Source organism: Pseudomonas sp. AG1028, from assembly GCF_007993955.1.
Lineage (GTDB): Bacteria > Pseudomonadota > Gammaproteobacteria > Pseudomonadales > Pseudomonadaceae > Aquipseudomonas > Aquipseudomonas straminea.
The window spans coordinates 235,725-250,312 of sequence record NZ_VIVP01000008.1; the positions used below are offsets into that span (position 1 = coordinate 235,725).

Sequence of the window (14,588 nt, forward strand, 5' to 3'; positions counted from 1 at the left end):
TCGAATCCTCAGTGGGCGGCTTTCAGGCCACGGGGAGTGAGCGTTTTCTGCAGCCACTGCAAAAACAGGTCGGCGACGATGGCGAGCAGGCTCACCAGCACGGCGCCAACGAACAGGGTCGCCATATCGCTGCGGCTGATGGCGGTGAGAATCAGCACGCCGAGGCCGCCGGCGCCGATGGTGGCGGCAATGGTCATCACACCGATGTTCATCACCACGGCGGTGCGCACGCCCGCCAGGATCACTGGCACAGCAATCGGCAGGTCGACCATGCGCAGGCGCTGCCAGAAACTCATGCCAATGCCTTTACCCGCCTCGCGAATGCCCGGCTCGACGCTGGTCAGCGCCAGGTAGGTGTTACGCAGAATCGGCAGCAGCGAATAGAGGAACACCGCAGTCACCGCCGGCAGCGGGCCAAGGCCCTGGCCGAACTGCGAGTAGAACGGCAGCAACAGGCCGAATATGGCGATGGCCGGCAAGGTCAGTACCACGGTGGCCAGGCCCTGCAGCGGCCCGGCTAGCCATGGAAAGCGGGTCATCAGGATACCCAGCGGCACACCGATGAGGATCGCCAAGCCCACGGCGATACCAACCAGGGAGATGTGTTCGACGGTCAGGCTGGCCACCTCGGCCCAGTCGATATGCTGGAAAGCGGTCATGAAATCCATATCAGTTGCCCTCCCCGATCAGTTTTTCCTGACGCAGGAAATCTGCCGCCACTGCGGCAGGCGTCTCGCGATCCACGTCGACGCGGGCGTTGAGGCGACGCATGGTGGCGTCGTCCAGGCGCTCGGCCAGCGGCTTGAGCAACGCTTCGAGCTCCGGGTGCTGCTTGAGGTAGTCGGCATTGACCACCGGCGCGGCTGTGTAATCCGGGAAGTACTTGCGGTCATCCTCGAGCAGACGCAAGCCGAAGGAATCCAGGCGGCCGTCGGTGGTGTACACCAGGCCGACGAACACCTGACCGTTGCGCAGCGCGGTGTAGACCAGGCCCGGGTCCATCTGGCGAATTTCGTTACGGGTGAAGGTCAGGCCGTATTCCTGGACCAGCCCTTTCAGGCCATCGGAACGGTTGGCGAACTCGATGTCCAGCGCCAGCAGACGGCTACCCTTACCTGGGGTTTTCAGGGCGGCGGCCAGGTCGCTGATGGTATGGATATCCGGGTGTTCCTCTGCGACCTTTTCCGGCAGCGCCAGAGCGTAAGTGTTGTTGAAGTTCGAGGGCGCCAGCCAGATCGCGCCCTCTTTGGCGTCCAGCTCCTTGACACGCTGATAGGCGGCTTCCTTGTCTAGGCGTTCGGTGACCTTGTTGTAGGCCACCAGCGAGGTGCCGGTGTATTCCCAGGTCAGGTCCAGCTGGCCGCTCTTCATGCCGTTCCAGGCGATGGTGCTGCCCAGGTTACCGACGATGCGCGCCTGATAGCCGTGAGGGCGTAGGTACTGTGCGGTGAGTTCGGAGAGGATCACCTGCTCGGTGAACACCTTGGCACCGATACGAATTTCCGCAGCCTGGCTGGTCGCTGCCAGCAGCAGGCCGAGGCAAAGAACGAGAGACTTCATTATCGTTTCCTTCAACGGACCACCCCCCGCTCGAACCAGAAGCGGCTGACGGCCGCCACCAGACCATCGAGCAGCAGCGCCAGCAAGGCGGTGGCGGCAGCGCCGAGAATCAGCAAGGGCTGGTCTTCGAGGGCAATGGCGGGAAAGATCAGGCTGCCCAGGCTGTTGGCGCCGATCAGGAACACCAGCGGCGCAGTGCCGACGTTCAGCGCCAGCGCCACGCGAATACCGCCGACGATGATCGGCACCGCATTGGGCAGCTCGACCTTCCACAGTGACTGGCGCGGCGTCATGCCGATGCCGGTGGCGGCTTCCGTCAGCGAGCTCGGCACGTTGCGCAGGCCTTCGTAGGTGTTGCGCACGATGGGCAGCAGCGAGGCCAGGAACAGCGCCAGGATCGCCGGGCCGTTACCGATGCCGACGATGGAAAGGGCAATGGCCAGCACCGCCAGGGGCGGCACGGTGTTACCGACGTTGAAAACCTGCATGAAGCGCTCGGCACTGTGCTCGCGGCCGGGCCGACTGAGCAGGATGCCGGCGGGGATGCCGACCGCCAGTGCCGCCAGCATCGACACGAACACCAGGTACAGGTGTGCCTGCAGATAGAAAATGAGATCTTCACGGTGCTGCGCGAGCACCGCCGGGGTGATCCAGTGGACCAGCAAGGCCAGTACCGCGATCAGCGCAACAGCGCCCAGCAGCACCTTGCCGAAGCTTTTCAGCATATTGCGACTCCATTAAACGACCGCCGTTGGCGTATCGATCCGACCGGACGCATTGCGCGTCGGTCTCTTCATGCCGGAGGCTGGGACATCGGTCGGCGATGTCCCGCATATCAAGGCTCAGGCGCCCTGCAGCCCTCCGACCCACGCTTGATCGACCCATGTTGCGCCGCTTCGGTTCCCCTCTTTTGCTATCGTTCTGCCATGGGCAGACGGTCATCCACTGCCACACATCTGGTTACAAGCCAGGTATCATCGGGGCTCCAGGGTGTTCGCCGGGATGGCGAACATCAGCCTTCAAAGGAGACCCCGTGCTCGACCTCGTTGCCGCCTTTATCGTCCTCACCACGCTGCTCACCTACGTCAACTATCGCTTTATCCGCCTGCCGCCCACCATCGGCGTGATGGCCACGGCGATGATCTTCTCGTTGATCGCCCAGGGCCTGAGCCAGCTCGGTTACCCGCTGATCGAAATCGAGGCGCAGCAGATCATCCGCCGCATCGACTTCTCCGATATCCTGATGACCTGGTTCCTGCCGGCCCTGCTGTTCGCCGGCGCCTTGCACGTCGACCTGAGCGATCTGCGCAGCTACAAATGGCCCATAGGCCTGCTGGCCACCGTCGGCGTGCTGATCGCCACCAGTGTGATCGGCACCCTGGCGTTCTACATCTTCGCCCTGTTCGGCTGGCACGTGGACTTCATCTACTGCCTGCTGTTCGGCGCGCTGATCTCGCCCACCGACCCGATTGCGGTGATGGGCATCCTCAAGTCGGCCGGCGCGCCCAAGCCGCTGGCCACCACCATCGTCGGCGAATCGCTGTTCAACGATGGCACCGCAGTGGTGGTGTTCACCATCCTGCTCGGCATCCTGCAACTGGGCAGCACGCCGACCCTGGGTACGGTGAGCTGGCTGTTCGTTCACGAGGCGGTGGGCGGTGTGCTGGTCGGCGCCGCGCTGGGCTATGGTGTGCTGCTGATGCTGCGCAGCATCGACCAGTACCAGGTCGAGGTGATGCTGACCCTGGCGCTGGTATTCGGCGGCGCGGCACTGGCGGCGCGGCTGCACGTCTCCGGGCCGATCGCCATGGTGGTGGCTGGCCTGATCATCGGCAACCTGGGTCGCAAGCACGCCATGTCGGACGAATCACGCCGCTACGTGGACGGTTTCTGGGAGCTGATCGACGAGATTCTCAACGCCCTGCTATTCGCCCTGATCGGCCTGGAACTGCTGCTCCTGCCGTTCTCCTGGCTGCACATCATCGCCGCCTTCGTGCTCGGTGGCGCGGTGCTGGTAGCACGCCTGCTGACCGTGGCGCCAGCGGTGTTCGTGATGCGCCGGCGTGCCGGCGGGCGCCGCCAGGTATCCCACGGGGCGATCCGCATCCTCACCTGGGGCGGGCTGCGCGGTGGTGTGTCGGTGGCCCTGGCGTTGTCATTGCCACTGGGCGAGGAACGCGATCTGCTGCTGAGCCTGACCTATATCGTCGTGCTCACCTCGATCCTGCTGCAGGGCTTGTCCATCGGCCCACTGGTCAGCCGGCTGTACCGTGGCCAGCCCCAGGTCGCGGTGGACGATCATCACTGAGAAAACCGGGGCGCATTTGACTGGCGCCCCGATTCAGATGCGCGACTCGAGCACCAGCAGGTTGTTTTCCACCCGCCAGCCGACGCGATTGAGAAAGCTCATGCCCAGCAGCGCCTCGCTCGGCGAGGCGCCTTCGAGCACCACCGCCTCGACACCCAGCACCTGCAGCGAGCCGACGCTGACCTTGTCGAGGGTCACCCGCCAGCCCTTGGCCGTGCCGCTGGCGGTGTTGACCTGAATCGGCTGGCCGCGGGTGCGATAGTCGATGCCCAGGCGGCGGGCATGATTTTCATTGAGGGCCACGGAGGTGGCGCCGGTATCGACCAGAAACTGCTGGGCGCGGCCATTGATCGCGCCTTCGGGCCAGTAGTGGCCGCCGTTGCTGCGAGCGATGCTGAGGGTCTGTTTCTGCGGCGCGGCGACGCCTGAGGTGTTGTATTCGCGGCTCAGGCCGTAACTGCGCTCCACACCGTCGACGCGCAGCACGGCGCTGCGGCTGTCGACACTGACCACCTGCACGCCGCCTGGGCCGGCCTGGCCGACGCGCACCAGCTTGCGCTGGCCGTCCACCGACAGCACCGCCGCACCGGGGAACAACCCGACCACCTGAACCGGCGTAGCAGCCAGCAGTAGCGGCGCGACCAACAGGCCTGCCATGACCATCATCACTCGACGCATCCGTGCCTCTCCCGGCTATTCGAAGGGGTAATGCTGGCCCCAGCGCTCGAAAATCGCGCGCAGCTCGTCTTTCTCGACCAGCTCGGCCATGCGCTGATCGAACAATTGGGCCAGCGCGCGGCCACGTGGTGTGTCGGAAAAGCCGATATACAGCGGCAGGCGCAGCAGGTCGGTGGCACGGTATTTACCGGGCTGCTCGGCGCCGGCAAGCACCTGTTCGACCTCGGGGCGTGCGTCGATGTAGTAGTCGGCGTGGCCCTGATCGAGCATCGACAGGATGCCACTGCGCCGCTGCAATTCGTTGTAGTGGGTCAGGCCGGGAATATAGCGCTGATACTCGTAGCCGCGCATCCACACCAGGCGCGAGCGGCCGAGCTGGGCCTGATCGGGCTCAGGCTTGCTGGCAAGGCTCAGGGCGCTGATCAGGTCCGAGTCGTAATGCCAGGTCGGGTACACCACGCCGCCGCTGACTTCGTTCTGGTACGACGCTACCCAAGCGTCGGCTTCGCCGCGCTTCACCAGACCGATGGAACGGGTGTAGGGCACGATCTGCATGTCGAGCCTGACACCAGCGGGCTCGAAGACCTTGCGCAGCACGTCCCAGGAAAGCCCGGTGCCGTCCGGGTTGATGCGGTCGACCCACACGTCGCTGGCCATGCGAATGGATGTCGGCACCTCGCTGCTCGCCTGGGCGCAGACGCCAATCGACAACAGCAGGGCCAGCAGCATCGCGCGCATCGTCATGCCTCCGCTCAGGCGAAACCCAGGCTGGCCGCCAGGCCATTGGCCCAGCCCCAGACCAGCAGTTGCATGGACAGCCAGGCGAACACCCCGGCCAGCACGTCGTCGAGCATGATGCCGAAGCCGCCGTGCACGTGGCGGTCGATCCAGCGGATCGGCCAGGGCTTGAGAATGTCGAAGAAGCGGAACATCAGAAAGCCCACAAACACCCAGCCCCAGCCTTCGGGCACCAGCCACAGGGTGATCCACATGCCGACCATCTCGTCCCAGACGATGCCCTCGTGGTCATGCACGCGCAGGTCGTCGGCCACCTTGCCGCACAGCCACACGCCGAACAGCATGGTCACGCCCAACATCAGCCAGTAGCCCCAGTCTGGCAGCATCTGCCACAGCGGGATGAACGGCACCGCAGCCAGCGAGCCCCAGGTGCCCGGGGCCTTGGCCATGGTCCCGGTACCGAAGCCGAAGGCCAGGAAATGCCAGGGGTTGCGCCACACGGAAGGTGGTACGAATTCGGCGGGGACTTGCTTGGGATGATCAGTCACGGTTCGATCCGAAATGTTGGTAGCCACTGTACCGTGGCTTGATGACGCGGCCGTCGGCGTCCAGAAGATGCACGCCCTGTCCGGCCTCGACGCGACCGATCACCCATACAGGCTGGCCCATGGCGCGCAGCGCGTCCAGTTTCTCGGCAGGCAGGGTAAAGGCAAGCACGTAGTCGTCGCCACCACCGAGCGCCAGCTGGCGCGCGCTTTCATCATCCACGCAGGCCAGTAGAGCGGCCGACAGCGGCAGGTGCTGCTGCTCGACGAACAGCGCGACGCCGGACGCCCGGGCGATGTGCCCGCAGTCGGCGAGCAGGCCGTCGGAGATATCCAGCGCAGCCGTGGCCATGCCACGTAGGGCCTGGCCGATCTGTAGCTGCGGCGCCGGCGACCAGTAGTGGGCCAGCAGCTCGGCACTATGCACCTGCTCGGCCCGCTCACCGAGCACGAACGGCAGCGCGCCGGCGCCATTGCCAAGGGTACCGCCCACACAGAGCAGATCACCCGGGCGCGCGCCGGCGCGGGTCAGCGCCAGGCCGACGGGCACACGGCCGAATACGGTGAGGGTCAGGCTCAGCGGCCCACGGGTGGTGTCGCCACCAACCAGGCGCACGCCACATTGACGCGCCATGCGCTCCAGCCCGGCCGTGAAGTCGGCCAGCCAGTCGGGGGAAACCTCGGGAAGGGTCAGTGCCAGCGTAAAGGCCAGGGGCGTTGCGCCCATGGCGGCCAGGTCACTGACCGAAACGGCCAGGGCGCGCTGGCCAAGCAGCTCACCTGGCGCGTCGACCGGGAAATGCACGCCGGCTACCAGGGTGTCGGTGGACACTGCCAGCTGCTCGCCGGCCGGCATTTCGAGCAGGGCGCAGTCATCGCCGATTCCCAGCACCACACCATCGGCCGCCTGCGCACAGGCGGCTGCGGCGAAGTAGTGACGAATCAGCTCGAACTCGCCCAAGACACTCAGCGCTTGTTGAAGTCGCGGACTTCGTCGGCGCGCAGAGTCGGCGCCAGCTTGTCGAGCACGCCGTTGACGAACTTGTGACCGTCGGTGGCGCCGAACACCTTGGCGAGCTCGATGCCTTCGTTGATCACTACGCGGTACGGCACGTCGATGCGGTTACGCAGCTCGTAGGTGGACAGACGCAGGATGGACAGCTCGACCGGGTCGATCTCGTCCAGCGGACGGTCGAGCAGCGGTTCGAACAGGGCGTCGATCTCGCTCTTCTGGCGCGGCACGCCGTGCAGGATCTCGTGGAAGTAGGCGCCGTCGACCGCGCTGAAGTCGTTGTCGACCCGAAACTGCGCTTCGATCTCGTTGAGTGCCTGGCCCGCGATGTGCCAGGAGTACAGGGCCTGCATGGCCAGGGTGCGCGCCTGACGGCGAGCCAGCAGCTTGGGGCTCGGGCCTTTCTTGGCTGGCTTGTTGTCGTTCTGGCTCACTTGGCCTCCAACTGCGCCAGCAGGCTGACCATTTCCAGAGCGGACAGGGCAGCTTCGGCGCCCTTGTTGCCGGCCTTGGTGCCGGAACGCTCGATGGCCTGCTCGATGGAATCGACGGTCAGAACGCCGAAGGCGACCGGTACGCCGAACTCCATGGACACCTGGGACAGACCCTTGGTGCACTCACCGGCCACGTACTCGAAGTGCGGGGTGCCGCCACGGATCACTGCGCCGAGGGCGATGATGGCGTTGAACTCGCCACGCTGGGCGACTTTCTGGGCAACCAGAGGGATTTCGAAGGCACCCGGTGCGCGGATGATGGTGATGTCGTCTTCGCTGATGCCGTGGCGAACCAGGGCGTCGACCGCGCCGCTGACCAGGCTTTCGACCACGAAGCTGTTGAAGCGGCCAACCACCAGGGCGAAGCGACCCTTGGGAGCGATGAAAGTACCTTCGATGGTCTTGAGTGTCATAGCGAGTTCTCGAGCTGTCTTTAAAGAGCCAGGGCCCGCCGCTGCAGGCCCCGAAAATATAGGCGATGGGGCGGAATCGGCCCATCGCGGTCGCCCCATTATTTGGGGGGCAGGTATTCTACAACTTCCAGGTCGAAACCGGATATCGCGTTGAACTTCATCGGTGCACTCATCAGGCGCATCTTGCGCACGCCCAAGTCACGCAGAATCTGCGAACCTGCGCCCACGGTGCTATAGGTACTCGGCACCTTAGCGGTAGTGCTGCCGTCCGCTTCGCGGATATGCGCCAGCACTTCGTCGCCGCCCAGGGAATGGCCGAGCAACAGCACCACGCCACTGCCGGCCTCGGCCACTTCGGTCATCGCCGCACGCAGGCTCCAGCGGCCCGGCTGACGAACCATCAGAAGGTCGCGCATCGGGTCCATGTTGTGCACGCGCACCAGGGTCGGCTCTTCGGCGCAGATGGTGCCCAGGGTCACGGCCATGTGCACGTCGCCTTCCACCGAGTCGCGGTAGGTCACCAGGTTGAAGTGGCCTACCTCACTGTCCAGCGGCTGCTCGGCGATGCGCTGCACGGTGCGCTCGTGGAGCATGCGGTAGTGGATCAGGTCGGCGATGGTACCGATCTTGATACCGTGCTTGGCGGCGAACTCTTCCAGTTCCGGACGGCGGGCCATGGTGCCGTCGTCGTTCATGATCTCGCAGATCACCCCGCTCGGCTCATAACCACCCATGCGCGCCAGATCGCAGGCCGCTTCGGTGTGGCCGGCACGAGCCAGCACGCCGCCGGGCTGGGCCATCAGCGGGAAGATGTGGCCGGGACTGACGATGTCTTCGGCCACCGCGTTCTTGGCCGCCGCGGCCTGCACGGTGCGCGCGCGGTCGGCGGCGGAAATGCCGGTGGTCACACCCTCGGCCGCTTCAATGGACACGGTGAATTTGGTGCCGAAGCCGGAACCGTTGCGCGGTGCCATCAGCGGCAGCTTGAGGGTTTCGCAGCGTTCGCGCGTCATCGGCATGCAGATCAGGCCGCGGGCGAAGCGGGCCATGAAGTTGATGTGCTCGGCGGTGACGCACTCGGAGGCGATGATCAGGTCGCCTTCGTTCTCGCGGTCTTCGTCATCCATGAGGATGACCATCTTGCCGGCGCGGATGTCTTCGACCAGCTCTTCGATACTGTTGAGTGCCATGGTGGCGGTGTCCTTAATGCTTCAGGTAGCCGTGTTCGGCGAGAAAACCTTCGGTCAGCCCGGAGCTGCTCGGCTCGGCGGCCTTGTCACCGAGCAGCAGGCGCTCTAGGTAACGGGCCAGCAGATCGACCTCCAGATTGACCCGACGCCCGGCGTGGTAGTCGGCCATGATGGTTTCGGCCAGGGTGTGCGGCACGATGGTCAGCTCGAACTCGGCGCCATCGACGGCGTTGACCGTCAGGCTGGTGCCGTCGACGGTGATCGAACCCTTGTGGGCGATGTACTTGGCCAGCTCGCGCGGCGCGCGCACCTTGAACTGGATGGCACGGGCGTTCTCCTCACGGGAGACGATCTCGCCAACGCCGTCGACGTGCCCGCTGACCAGGTGGCCACCCAGGCGCGTGGTCGGTGTCAGGGCCTTTTCCAGGTTGACCCGGCTGCCGGTCTTCAGGTCGACGAAGGCGGTACGCGCCAGGGTTTCGCGGCTGACATCGGCCCAGAAGCCGTCGCCCGGCAGCTCGACGGCGGTCAGGCACACGCCGTTGACCGCGATGCTGTCGCCCAGGACGACGTCACCCAGATCCAGCTTGCCGGTCTTCACGTATACGCGTACGTCACCGCCCTTGGGGGTGATGGCGGCAATGCTGCCGATGGATGCGATGATTCCGGTGAACATAAAGGCTCCTCGTCAGACCGGCAATTCTTTGAGCTTGCGCAGCGTGTCGGCGCAAGTGCGCGCCGCTTCGGCGCCCTTGACCAGAAAATGCTCGCGGAAGAACGTCTGATGCTCTTCGCCGGCATGGAAATGATGAGGCGTGAGCACCGCCGAGAACACCGGCACGTCGGTGTCCAGTTGCACCTGCATCAGGCCCTCGATCACCGCCTGGGCGACGAACTCGTGGCGGTAGATACCACCGTCGACCACCAACCCGGCGGCGACGATACCGGCGTAGCGGCCGCTTTTGGCCAGGCGCTTGGCGTGCAGAGGGATTTCGAAGGCGCCGCCGACTTCGAAGCAATCGATTTCGCTGGCCGCGTAACCCTGGCGCTGCATTTCTTCGATAAAGGCGTGACGAGACTGATCGACGATTTCGCGGTGCCAGCAGGCCTGCACGAAGGCGACCCGGCGTACGCTGTTAGAGATGGACATGTTCGACTCCTGTTTATGGTTAAAACAGGGCAGCTTGGATCGATAGGGATGGTACGGACATGCAGCGACCGAAAGGCCACCTGACCAGGCAATCCCGCTCTCTCTTCATCCGGACTATACCGTCGGCTCCGGAATCACACCGGATCTGCTCGTCCCCGGGCGGCTGGTGCCGTACCGGGCGCTCGCGGGCTAGGTAGAACCTGAGTTTAGATCTCGCGAGCTAGCGCCAGACAAGGCGAAATTGGGCGAGGGCGCGGAGTTTACAGGCTGTAAATGAGCAGCCCGAGCCCAATTTCAACGCCGTATGGCCGACGCGCAGCAGATCTAAAACAGGTTCTTGGCACCATTACCGCCGGTGGGGAATTACACCCCGCCCTGAGAACGTGTGGCTGCTTGTCGCAGCCGACAGGCGTTTTACCACAGTTGCCGCGCCAGCGCACGGCGGCCATGCCCAAGAGGCTGTTCACGACCTTCGCGCCGGGCTTTATCTATTTGACGGCAATGCGGCAGAACGGGCGCTCCCACAGATACTGCGCCGATGGCCGCTTTTGCCTCGTAGCAGCCCGTACGTATGCCCAGAAAGATCGCGAACAGGCTACAAGCTGTGCGTTCAGCTCGCGCGATCAGGCACGGCGATGATGCGCCAGTCGTCGTCCACGGCACGCATGTCGACGATCTTCAGGGCTGGCGCTTCGGCCATACGCGCCAGCGGCAGGTCGAGCAGCGGCCGCGCGCTGGAGCCGAGGAACTTGGGCGCAACGAACAGTTGGTACTCGTCGACCAGCCCCAGCCGGGCAAAGGCGCCCGCCAGTTTCGGCCCGGCCTCGACCAGCACTTCGTTGGCGCCACGCGATGCCAGCTCCAGCAGCAACTTACGCAGATCGACATGACCGTTGCTGCCGGGCATGGCCAGCAGCTCGTGGCCGTCATCCAGATAACGGCAGCGCGAGGTGGCCGCTGCGCAGGTGGCGACCAGCGCCGGGCCTGCCTGGAAGAACGGCGCGCTGAGCGGCACCCGCAGGCGCCCATCGACCAGCACGCGCAGCGGCGGCCGCGCCTGGGCCAGTGCAGTCAGCTCGGCGCCCAGGCCCAGTTCGTCCGGGCGTACGGTCAGCCGCGCGCCATCGGCCAGCAGGGTATCGGCGCCGCTGAGCACCACGCTGGAACGCGCACGCAGGCGCTGCACCGCGGCACGCGCCGCCGGCCCGGTGATCCATTGGCTTTCGCCACTGGCCATGGCGGTGCGCCCGTCCAGGCTCATCGCCAATTTCACACGCACCAGCGGCAGGCCGGTTTCCATACGCTTGATAAAGCCCGCGTTCAGCGCCCGCGCCTCGGCCTCCAGCACGCCGCCCTGCACGGCGATGCCGGCATTCATCAAGCGCAGCAGGCCGCGCCCGGCGACTTCCGGATTAGGGTCCTGCATGGCGGCGACCACGCGGGTGATGCCGGCGGCGATCAGTGCATCGGCGCACGGCGGCGTACGCCCGTGGTGGCTGCACGGCTCCAAGGTCACGTAGGCGGTAGCACCACGGGCCTTGTCACCGGCCTGGCGCAGCGCATGAACCTCGGCATGGGGCTCGCCGGCCTTGGCGTGCCAGCCGTCGCCGACGATCTTGCCGTCGCGCACGATCACGCAGCCGACACGGGGATTGGGGTGGGTGGAATACAGACCCTTGCGCGCAAGTTCGAGGGCGCGCGCCATGTAGGCGTGATCGCTGTTGCTCATCTCAATCCTGATTCGGCTCGCGGGAAAGACGGTCGATTTCCTCGCGGAATTCGTTGAGGTCCTGGAAGCGGCGGTACACCGAGGCGAAGCGGATATAGGCCACTTCATCAAGCTTCTGCAGTTCGGTCATCACCAGCTCGCCGAGCACCAGTGACTTGACTTCGCGCTCGCCGGTGGCGCGCAACCGATGCTTGATATGGGCGATGGCCGCTTCCAGCCGCTCGACGCTCACCGGGCGTTTTTCCAGTGCACGCTGCATGCCGGCACGCAGCTTGTCTTCGTCGAAGGGCTGGCGGCTGCCGTCCTGCTTGATCAGGCGCGGCATCACCAGCTCGGCGGTTTCGAAGGTGGTGAAGCGCTCGCCGCAGGCCAAGCATTCGCGGCGGCGACGCACCTGATCACCCTCGGCGACCAGACGCGAATCGATGACTTTGGTGTCGTTGGCGGAGCAGAACGGGCAGTGCATGGCGGGAAACGGTCACTGGCAGGAAAGCCCGCATGGTAGCGCATCAACACCTTCTGGCGCCAAGCGCACCAGAGCGGGCGCTTTCCTTTGCATTCACCGCCGGCTCTAGCGAGAATCCGGGGCATTGCCCGCCCTTCAGGATCATCCGATGCCACTGCGCCCGCTCGCCCCGCTCTGCCTTGCCGCCCTGCTCGCCGCCTGCGCAGGCGAAGCACCACCGCCTGCTCCTGCCCCGGTACCGCCAGTGGTGAAGAAGGAAGAGCCCGCGCCACTGCCGGCCCATCTGCGCGAACTCACCGGCACCCTGCTGGACGTGCCCGCCGGCGCCGAGGTGGAACTAGCGCTGCTGACCATCAACGATCGCGGCCTGCCCCACAAGCTGCTCGGCAATATCCAGCTGCGTGGCACCGGCGCGCCGTTGCCGTTCAGCCTGCCGTTTAATCCGGAGAACTTCAATCAGGGCATCCGCGTGGAGCTGCGTGGGCGCGTGCATCAATCCGCCAAGCTGGTGCTGCACATGCCCAACCAGCTGATCCGTGAGCCGCAAAGCCAGTCGCTCGGCGAGATCCGCGTGACGCCGGCGCTGTGACCCCACCACCACACCTGCAGGCCGCGCTGGGTGAACTGCTCGGCGATGCCCGGCTGACTACCACCACGCTGCCGGGCAGCGACCTACGCCTGTGGCTGATCGACCCGGCCAATATGGACCGCTGCTTCAGTCCCGAGGAAACCCGGCGCATTCTCGAAGAACCGCCGTACTGGTGCTTCTGCTGGGCCAGTGGCCTGGTGCTGGTCGACTGGCTGGCGCGCCACCCCGAGTGGGTGCGCGGCAAGCGGGTGCTGGACCTGGGCACAGGCTCGGGCGTCGCCGCGATCGCGGCCGCCCGCGCCGGCGCTGCCCAAGTGGTGGCCTGCGACCTGGACCCACTGGCGCTGGCGGCCTGCCGCGCCAACGCCGCGCTCAACGGCGTGGAGCTGGCCTATTCGAGCGACCTGTTCAGCGAGCCGCGCGACTATGACCTGGCCATCGTCGCCGACGTGCTTTACGACCGCAGTAACCTGCCCCTGCTCGACCGCGCGCTGGAACATGCCCGCGAAGTGCTGGTAGCCGACTCCCGAGTGCGCGATTTCAATCATCCGCGCTATCGGCGCATCGCCGGGCTGGAGGGGTGTACCTGGCCCGACCTGGCCGAGCCGGAAACCTTCCGTCACGTCAGCCTGTATCACGCTGCCACAGCCCCCTTGTAGCCTTGCAGCGGCGCCCACATTTATAGTCACACCCATTTTCGCCCGGACAGAGACCGACCATGAGCGACTCCCCCTACATCTTCGATATCAATGGCGCCGCCCAATTTGAGCAACTGGTGATCGAGAACTCGTTCAACAAACCGGTGCTCGTCGATTTCTGGGCCGAGTGGTGCGCACCCTGCAAGGCGCTGATGCCGGTACTGGCGCAGATCACCGAGGGCTACGCGGGCGAGCTGCTGCTGGCCAAGGTCAACTGCGATATCGAGCAGGACATCGTCGCGCGCTTCGGCATTCGCAGCCTGCCGACCGTGGTGCTGTTCAAGAACGGCCAGCCGGTCGACGGCTTCCAGGGCGCTCAACCGGAGTCGGCGATTCGCGCCCTGCTGCAGCCCCACATCGCTGAGCCACCGGCGCCCCAGGCCGACCTGCTGGAAGTGGCACAAAACGCTTTCGCCGACGGCCGCATCGGTGAAGCCGAAGCCGCGCTCAAGGAACTGCTGACGGAAAACAACGAGAACGCCGCCGCGCTGATTCTCTACGCCCGCTGCGTGGCCGAACGTGGCGAGCTGAACGAGGCCGAGCAGGTGCTGGGCGCCGTGAAAGGTGATGAGCACAAGCAGGCACTTGCCGGTGCCCGTGCGCAGATCACCTTCCTGCGCCAGGCCGCCGACCTGCCGGACGCTGCCACCCTGAAAAGCCGCCTCGCCCAGAACGGCGAAGATGACGAAGCGGCCTATCAGCTGGCCATCCAGCAACTCGCCCGCCAGCAATACGAGCCGGCGCTGGACGGTCTGCTGAAGCTGTTCATGCGCAATCGCAATTACGCCGACGGCCTGCCACACAAGACCCTGCTGCAGGTATTCGACCTGCTCGGCAACGACAATCCGCTGGTCACCACCTACCGTCGTCGGGTGTATCAGGCGCTGTACTGAGGACACCTGTCCACGATCTTCGTGCCGGGCTTTAGCTATTTTGACTGCAACGCGGCGGAAGCGGACATAGAGCGCTGCTACTTTTGTAGGAGGGGCCGGGCGGCGACCCGCTTTAGCCGCGAGCT

The 14,588-nt window shown here is 65.3% G+C and carries 18 protein-coding genes and 1 riboswitch; of the genes, 4 read left to right on the forward strand and 14 right to left on the reverse strand.

Annotated features, from left to right (window positions below; genetic code table 11):
• Nucleotides 1–8 precede the first annotated feature (8 nt).
• Genes FB481_RS15335 through FB481_RS15345 form a run of 3 tightly spaced genes read right to left on the reverse strand, consistent with a single transcriptional unit; the run spans nt 9 to nt 2,285 of the window.
• Entirely contained in the window at nt 9–668 is a 660-nt protein-coding gene (locus tag FB481_RS15335) for an ABC transporter permease (protein ID WP_093505504.1), read from the reverse strand.
• 1 nt (nt 669) lies between these two features.
• On the reverse strand, nt 670–1,560 hold the full coding sequence (locus FB481_RS15340) for a glycine betaine ABC transporter substrate-binding protein (RefSeq protein ID WP_093505506.1): 891 nt from the start codon (nt 1,558–1,560) through the stop codon (nt 670–672).
• Between the two features lie 11 nt (nt 1,561–1,571).
• On the reverse strand, nt 1,572–2,285 hold the full coding sequence (locus FB481_RS15345) for an ABC transporter permease (RefSeq protein WP_093505508.1): 714 nt from the start codon (nt 2,283–2,285) through the stop codon (nt 1,572–1,574).
• A gap of 308 nt (nt 2,286–2,593) precedes the next feature.
• Here FB481_RS15345 and FB481_RS15350 point away from each other — a divergent pair, with 308 nt between their 5' ends.
• A complete protein-coding gene (locus FB481_RS15350; RefSeq protein ID WP_147176950.1) occupies nt 2,594–3,868 on the forward strand; it encodes a sodium:proton antiporter in 1,275 nt (424 codons plus the stop codon).
• A 33-nt stretch (nt 3,869–3,901) separates the two neighbouring features.
• Here the strand turns inward: FB481_RS15350 and FB481_RS15355 are convergent, their stop codons facing one another.
• The 11 genes from FB481_RS15355 to nrdR form a co-directional block, all read right to left on the reverse strand.
• A complete protein-coding gene (locus tag FB481_RS15355) occupies nt 3,902–4,546 on the reverse strand; it encodes a TIGR02281 family clan AA aspartic protease (RefSeq protein ID WP_147176951.1) in 645 nt (214 codons plus the stop codon).
• Between the two features lie 15 nt (nt 4,547–4,561).
• A complete protein-coding gene (locus FB481_RS15360; RefSeq protein WP_093505514.1) occupies nt 4,562–5,290 on the reverse strand; it encodes a transporter substrate-binding domain-containing protein in 729 nt (242 codons plus the stop codon).
• An 8-nt stretch (nt 5,291–5,298) separates the two neighbouring features.
• Nucleotides 5,299–5,832, reverse strand: a complete 534-nt coding sequence (locus FB481_RS15365) for a phosphatidylglycerophosphatase A (protein WP_093505516.1) — start codon at nt 5,830–5,832, stop codon at nt 5,299–5,301.
• Entirely contained in the window at nt 5,825–6,790 is a 966-nt protein-coding gene (gene thiL / locus FB481_RS15370; protein WP_147176952.1) for a thiamine-phosphate kinase, read from the reverse strand. Before thiL ends, FB481_RS15365 begins: the two co-directional genes overlap by 8 nt.
• A 5-nt stretch (nt 6,791–6,795) precedes the next feature.
• Nucleotides 6,796–7,275, reverse strand: coding sequence for a transcription antitermination factor NusB (gene nusB / locus FB481_RS15375; RefSeq protein ID WP_013789800.1), 480 nt, complete (start codon nt 7,273–7,275; stop codon nt 6,796–6,798).
• On the reverse strand, nt 7,272–7,748 hold the full coding sequence (ribE, locus tag FB481_RS15380; RefSeq protein ID WP_013789799.1) for a 6,7-dimethyl-8-ribityllumazine synthase: 477 nt from the start codon (nt 7,746–7,748) through the stop codon (nt 7,272–7,274). The genes nusB and ribE overlap by 4 nt, the downstream gene beginning before the upstream one ends.
• Nucleotides 7,749–7,846: 98 nt before the next feature.
• Nucleotides 7,847–8,938: a bifunctional 3,4-dihydroxy-2-butanone-4-phosphate synthase/GTP cyclohydrolase II gene (gene ribBA / locus FB481_RS15385; RefSeq protein ID WP_147176953.1), complete on the reverse strand. Its 1,092-nt coding sequence runs from the start codon at nt 8,936–8,938 to the stop codon at nt 7,847–7,849.
• Nucleotides 8,939–8,951: 13 nt separating this feature from the next.
• Nucleotides 8,952–9,614 (reverse strand): riboflavin synthase, encoded by a 663-nt coding sequence (locus FB481_RS15390; protein WP_147176954.1) that lies wholly within the window; start codon nt 9,612–9,614, stop codon nt 8,952–8,954.
• Between the two features lie 12 nt (nt 9,615–9,626).
• Nucleotides 9,627–10,088 carry a 6,7-dimethyl-8-ribityllumazine synthase gene (locus FB481_RS15395; protein WP_013789796.1) on the reverse strand — a complete coding sequence of 154 codons (462 nt, stop codon included), beginning with the start codon at nt 10,086–10,088 and terminating at the stop codon, nt 9,627–9,629.
• Between the two features lie 92 nt (nt 10,089–10,180).
• Nucleotides 10,181–10,475, reverse strand: a riboswitch (FMN riboswitch).
• A gap of 223 nt (nt 10,476–10,698) precedes the next feature.
• Nucleotides 10,699–11,817 carry a bifunctional diaminohydroxyphosphoribosylaminopyrimidine deaminase/5-amino-6-(5-phosphoribosylamino)uracil reductase RibD gene (ribD, locus tag FB481_RS15400; protein WP_147176955.1) on the reverse strand — a complete coding sequence of 373 codons (1,119 nt, stop codon included), beginning with the start codon at nt 11,815–11,817 and terminating at the stop codon, nt 10,699–10,701.
• A gap of 1 nt (nt 11,818) precedes the next feature.
• A complete protein-coding gene (nrdR, locus tag FB481_RS15405) occupies nt 11,819–12,283 on the reverse strand; it encodes a transcriptional regulator NrdR (protein ID WP_013789794.1) in 465 nt (154 codons plus the stop codon).
• Nucleotides 12,284–12,431: 148 nt separating this feature from the next.
• On the opposite strand from nrdR, the gene FB481_RS15410 reads away from it, so the two are divergent.
• Genes FB481_RS15410 through trxA form a run of 3 tightly spaced genes read left to right on the forward strand, consistent with a single transcriptional unit; the run spans nt 12,432 to nt 14,463 of the window.
• A complete protein-coding gene (locus FB481_RS15410; protein ID WP_093505528.1) occupies nt 12,432–12,872 on the forward strand; it encodes a YbaY family lipoprotein in 441 nt (146 codons plus the stop codon).
• Nucleotides 12,869–13,531 (forward strand): 50S ribosomal protein L11 methyltransferase, encoded by a 663-nt coding sequence (locus FB481_RS15415; RefSeq protein ID WP_093505530.1) that lies wholly within the window; start codon nt 12,869–12,871, stop codon nt 13,529–13,531. Before FB481_RS15410 ends, FB481_RS15415 begins: the two co-directional genes overlap by 4 nt.
• A 59-nt stretch (nt 13,532–13,590) precedes the next feature.
• Complete coding sequence (trxA, locus tag FB481_RS15420; RefSeq protein ID WP_093505532.1) at nt 13,591–14,463, forward strand: thioredoxin; 873 nt, start codon at nt 13,591–13,593, stop codon at nt 14,461–14,463.
• Nucleotides 14,464–14,588 lie beyond the last annotated feature (125 nt).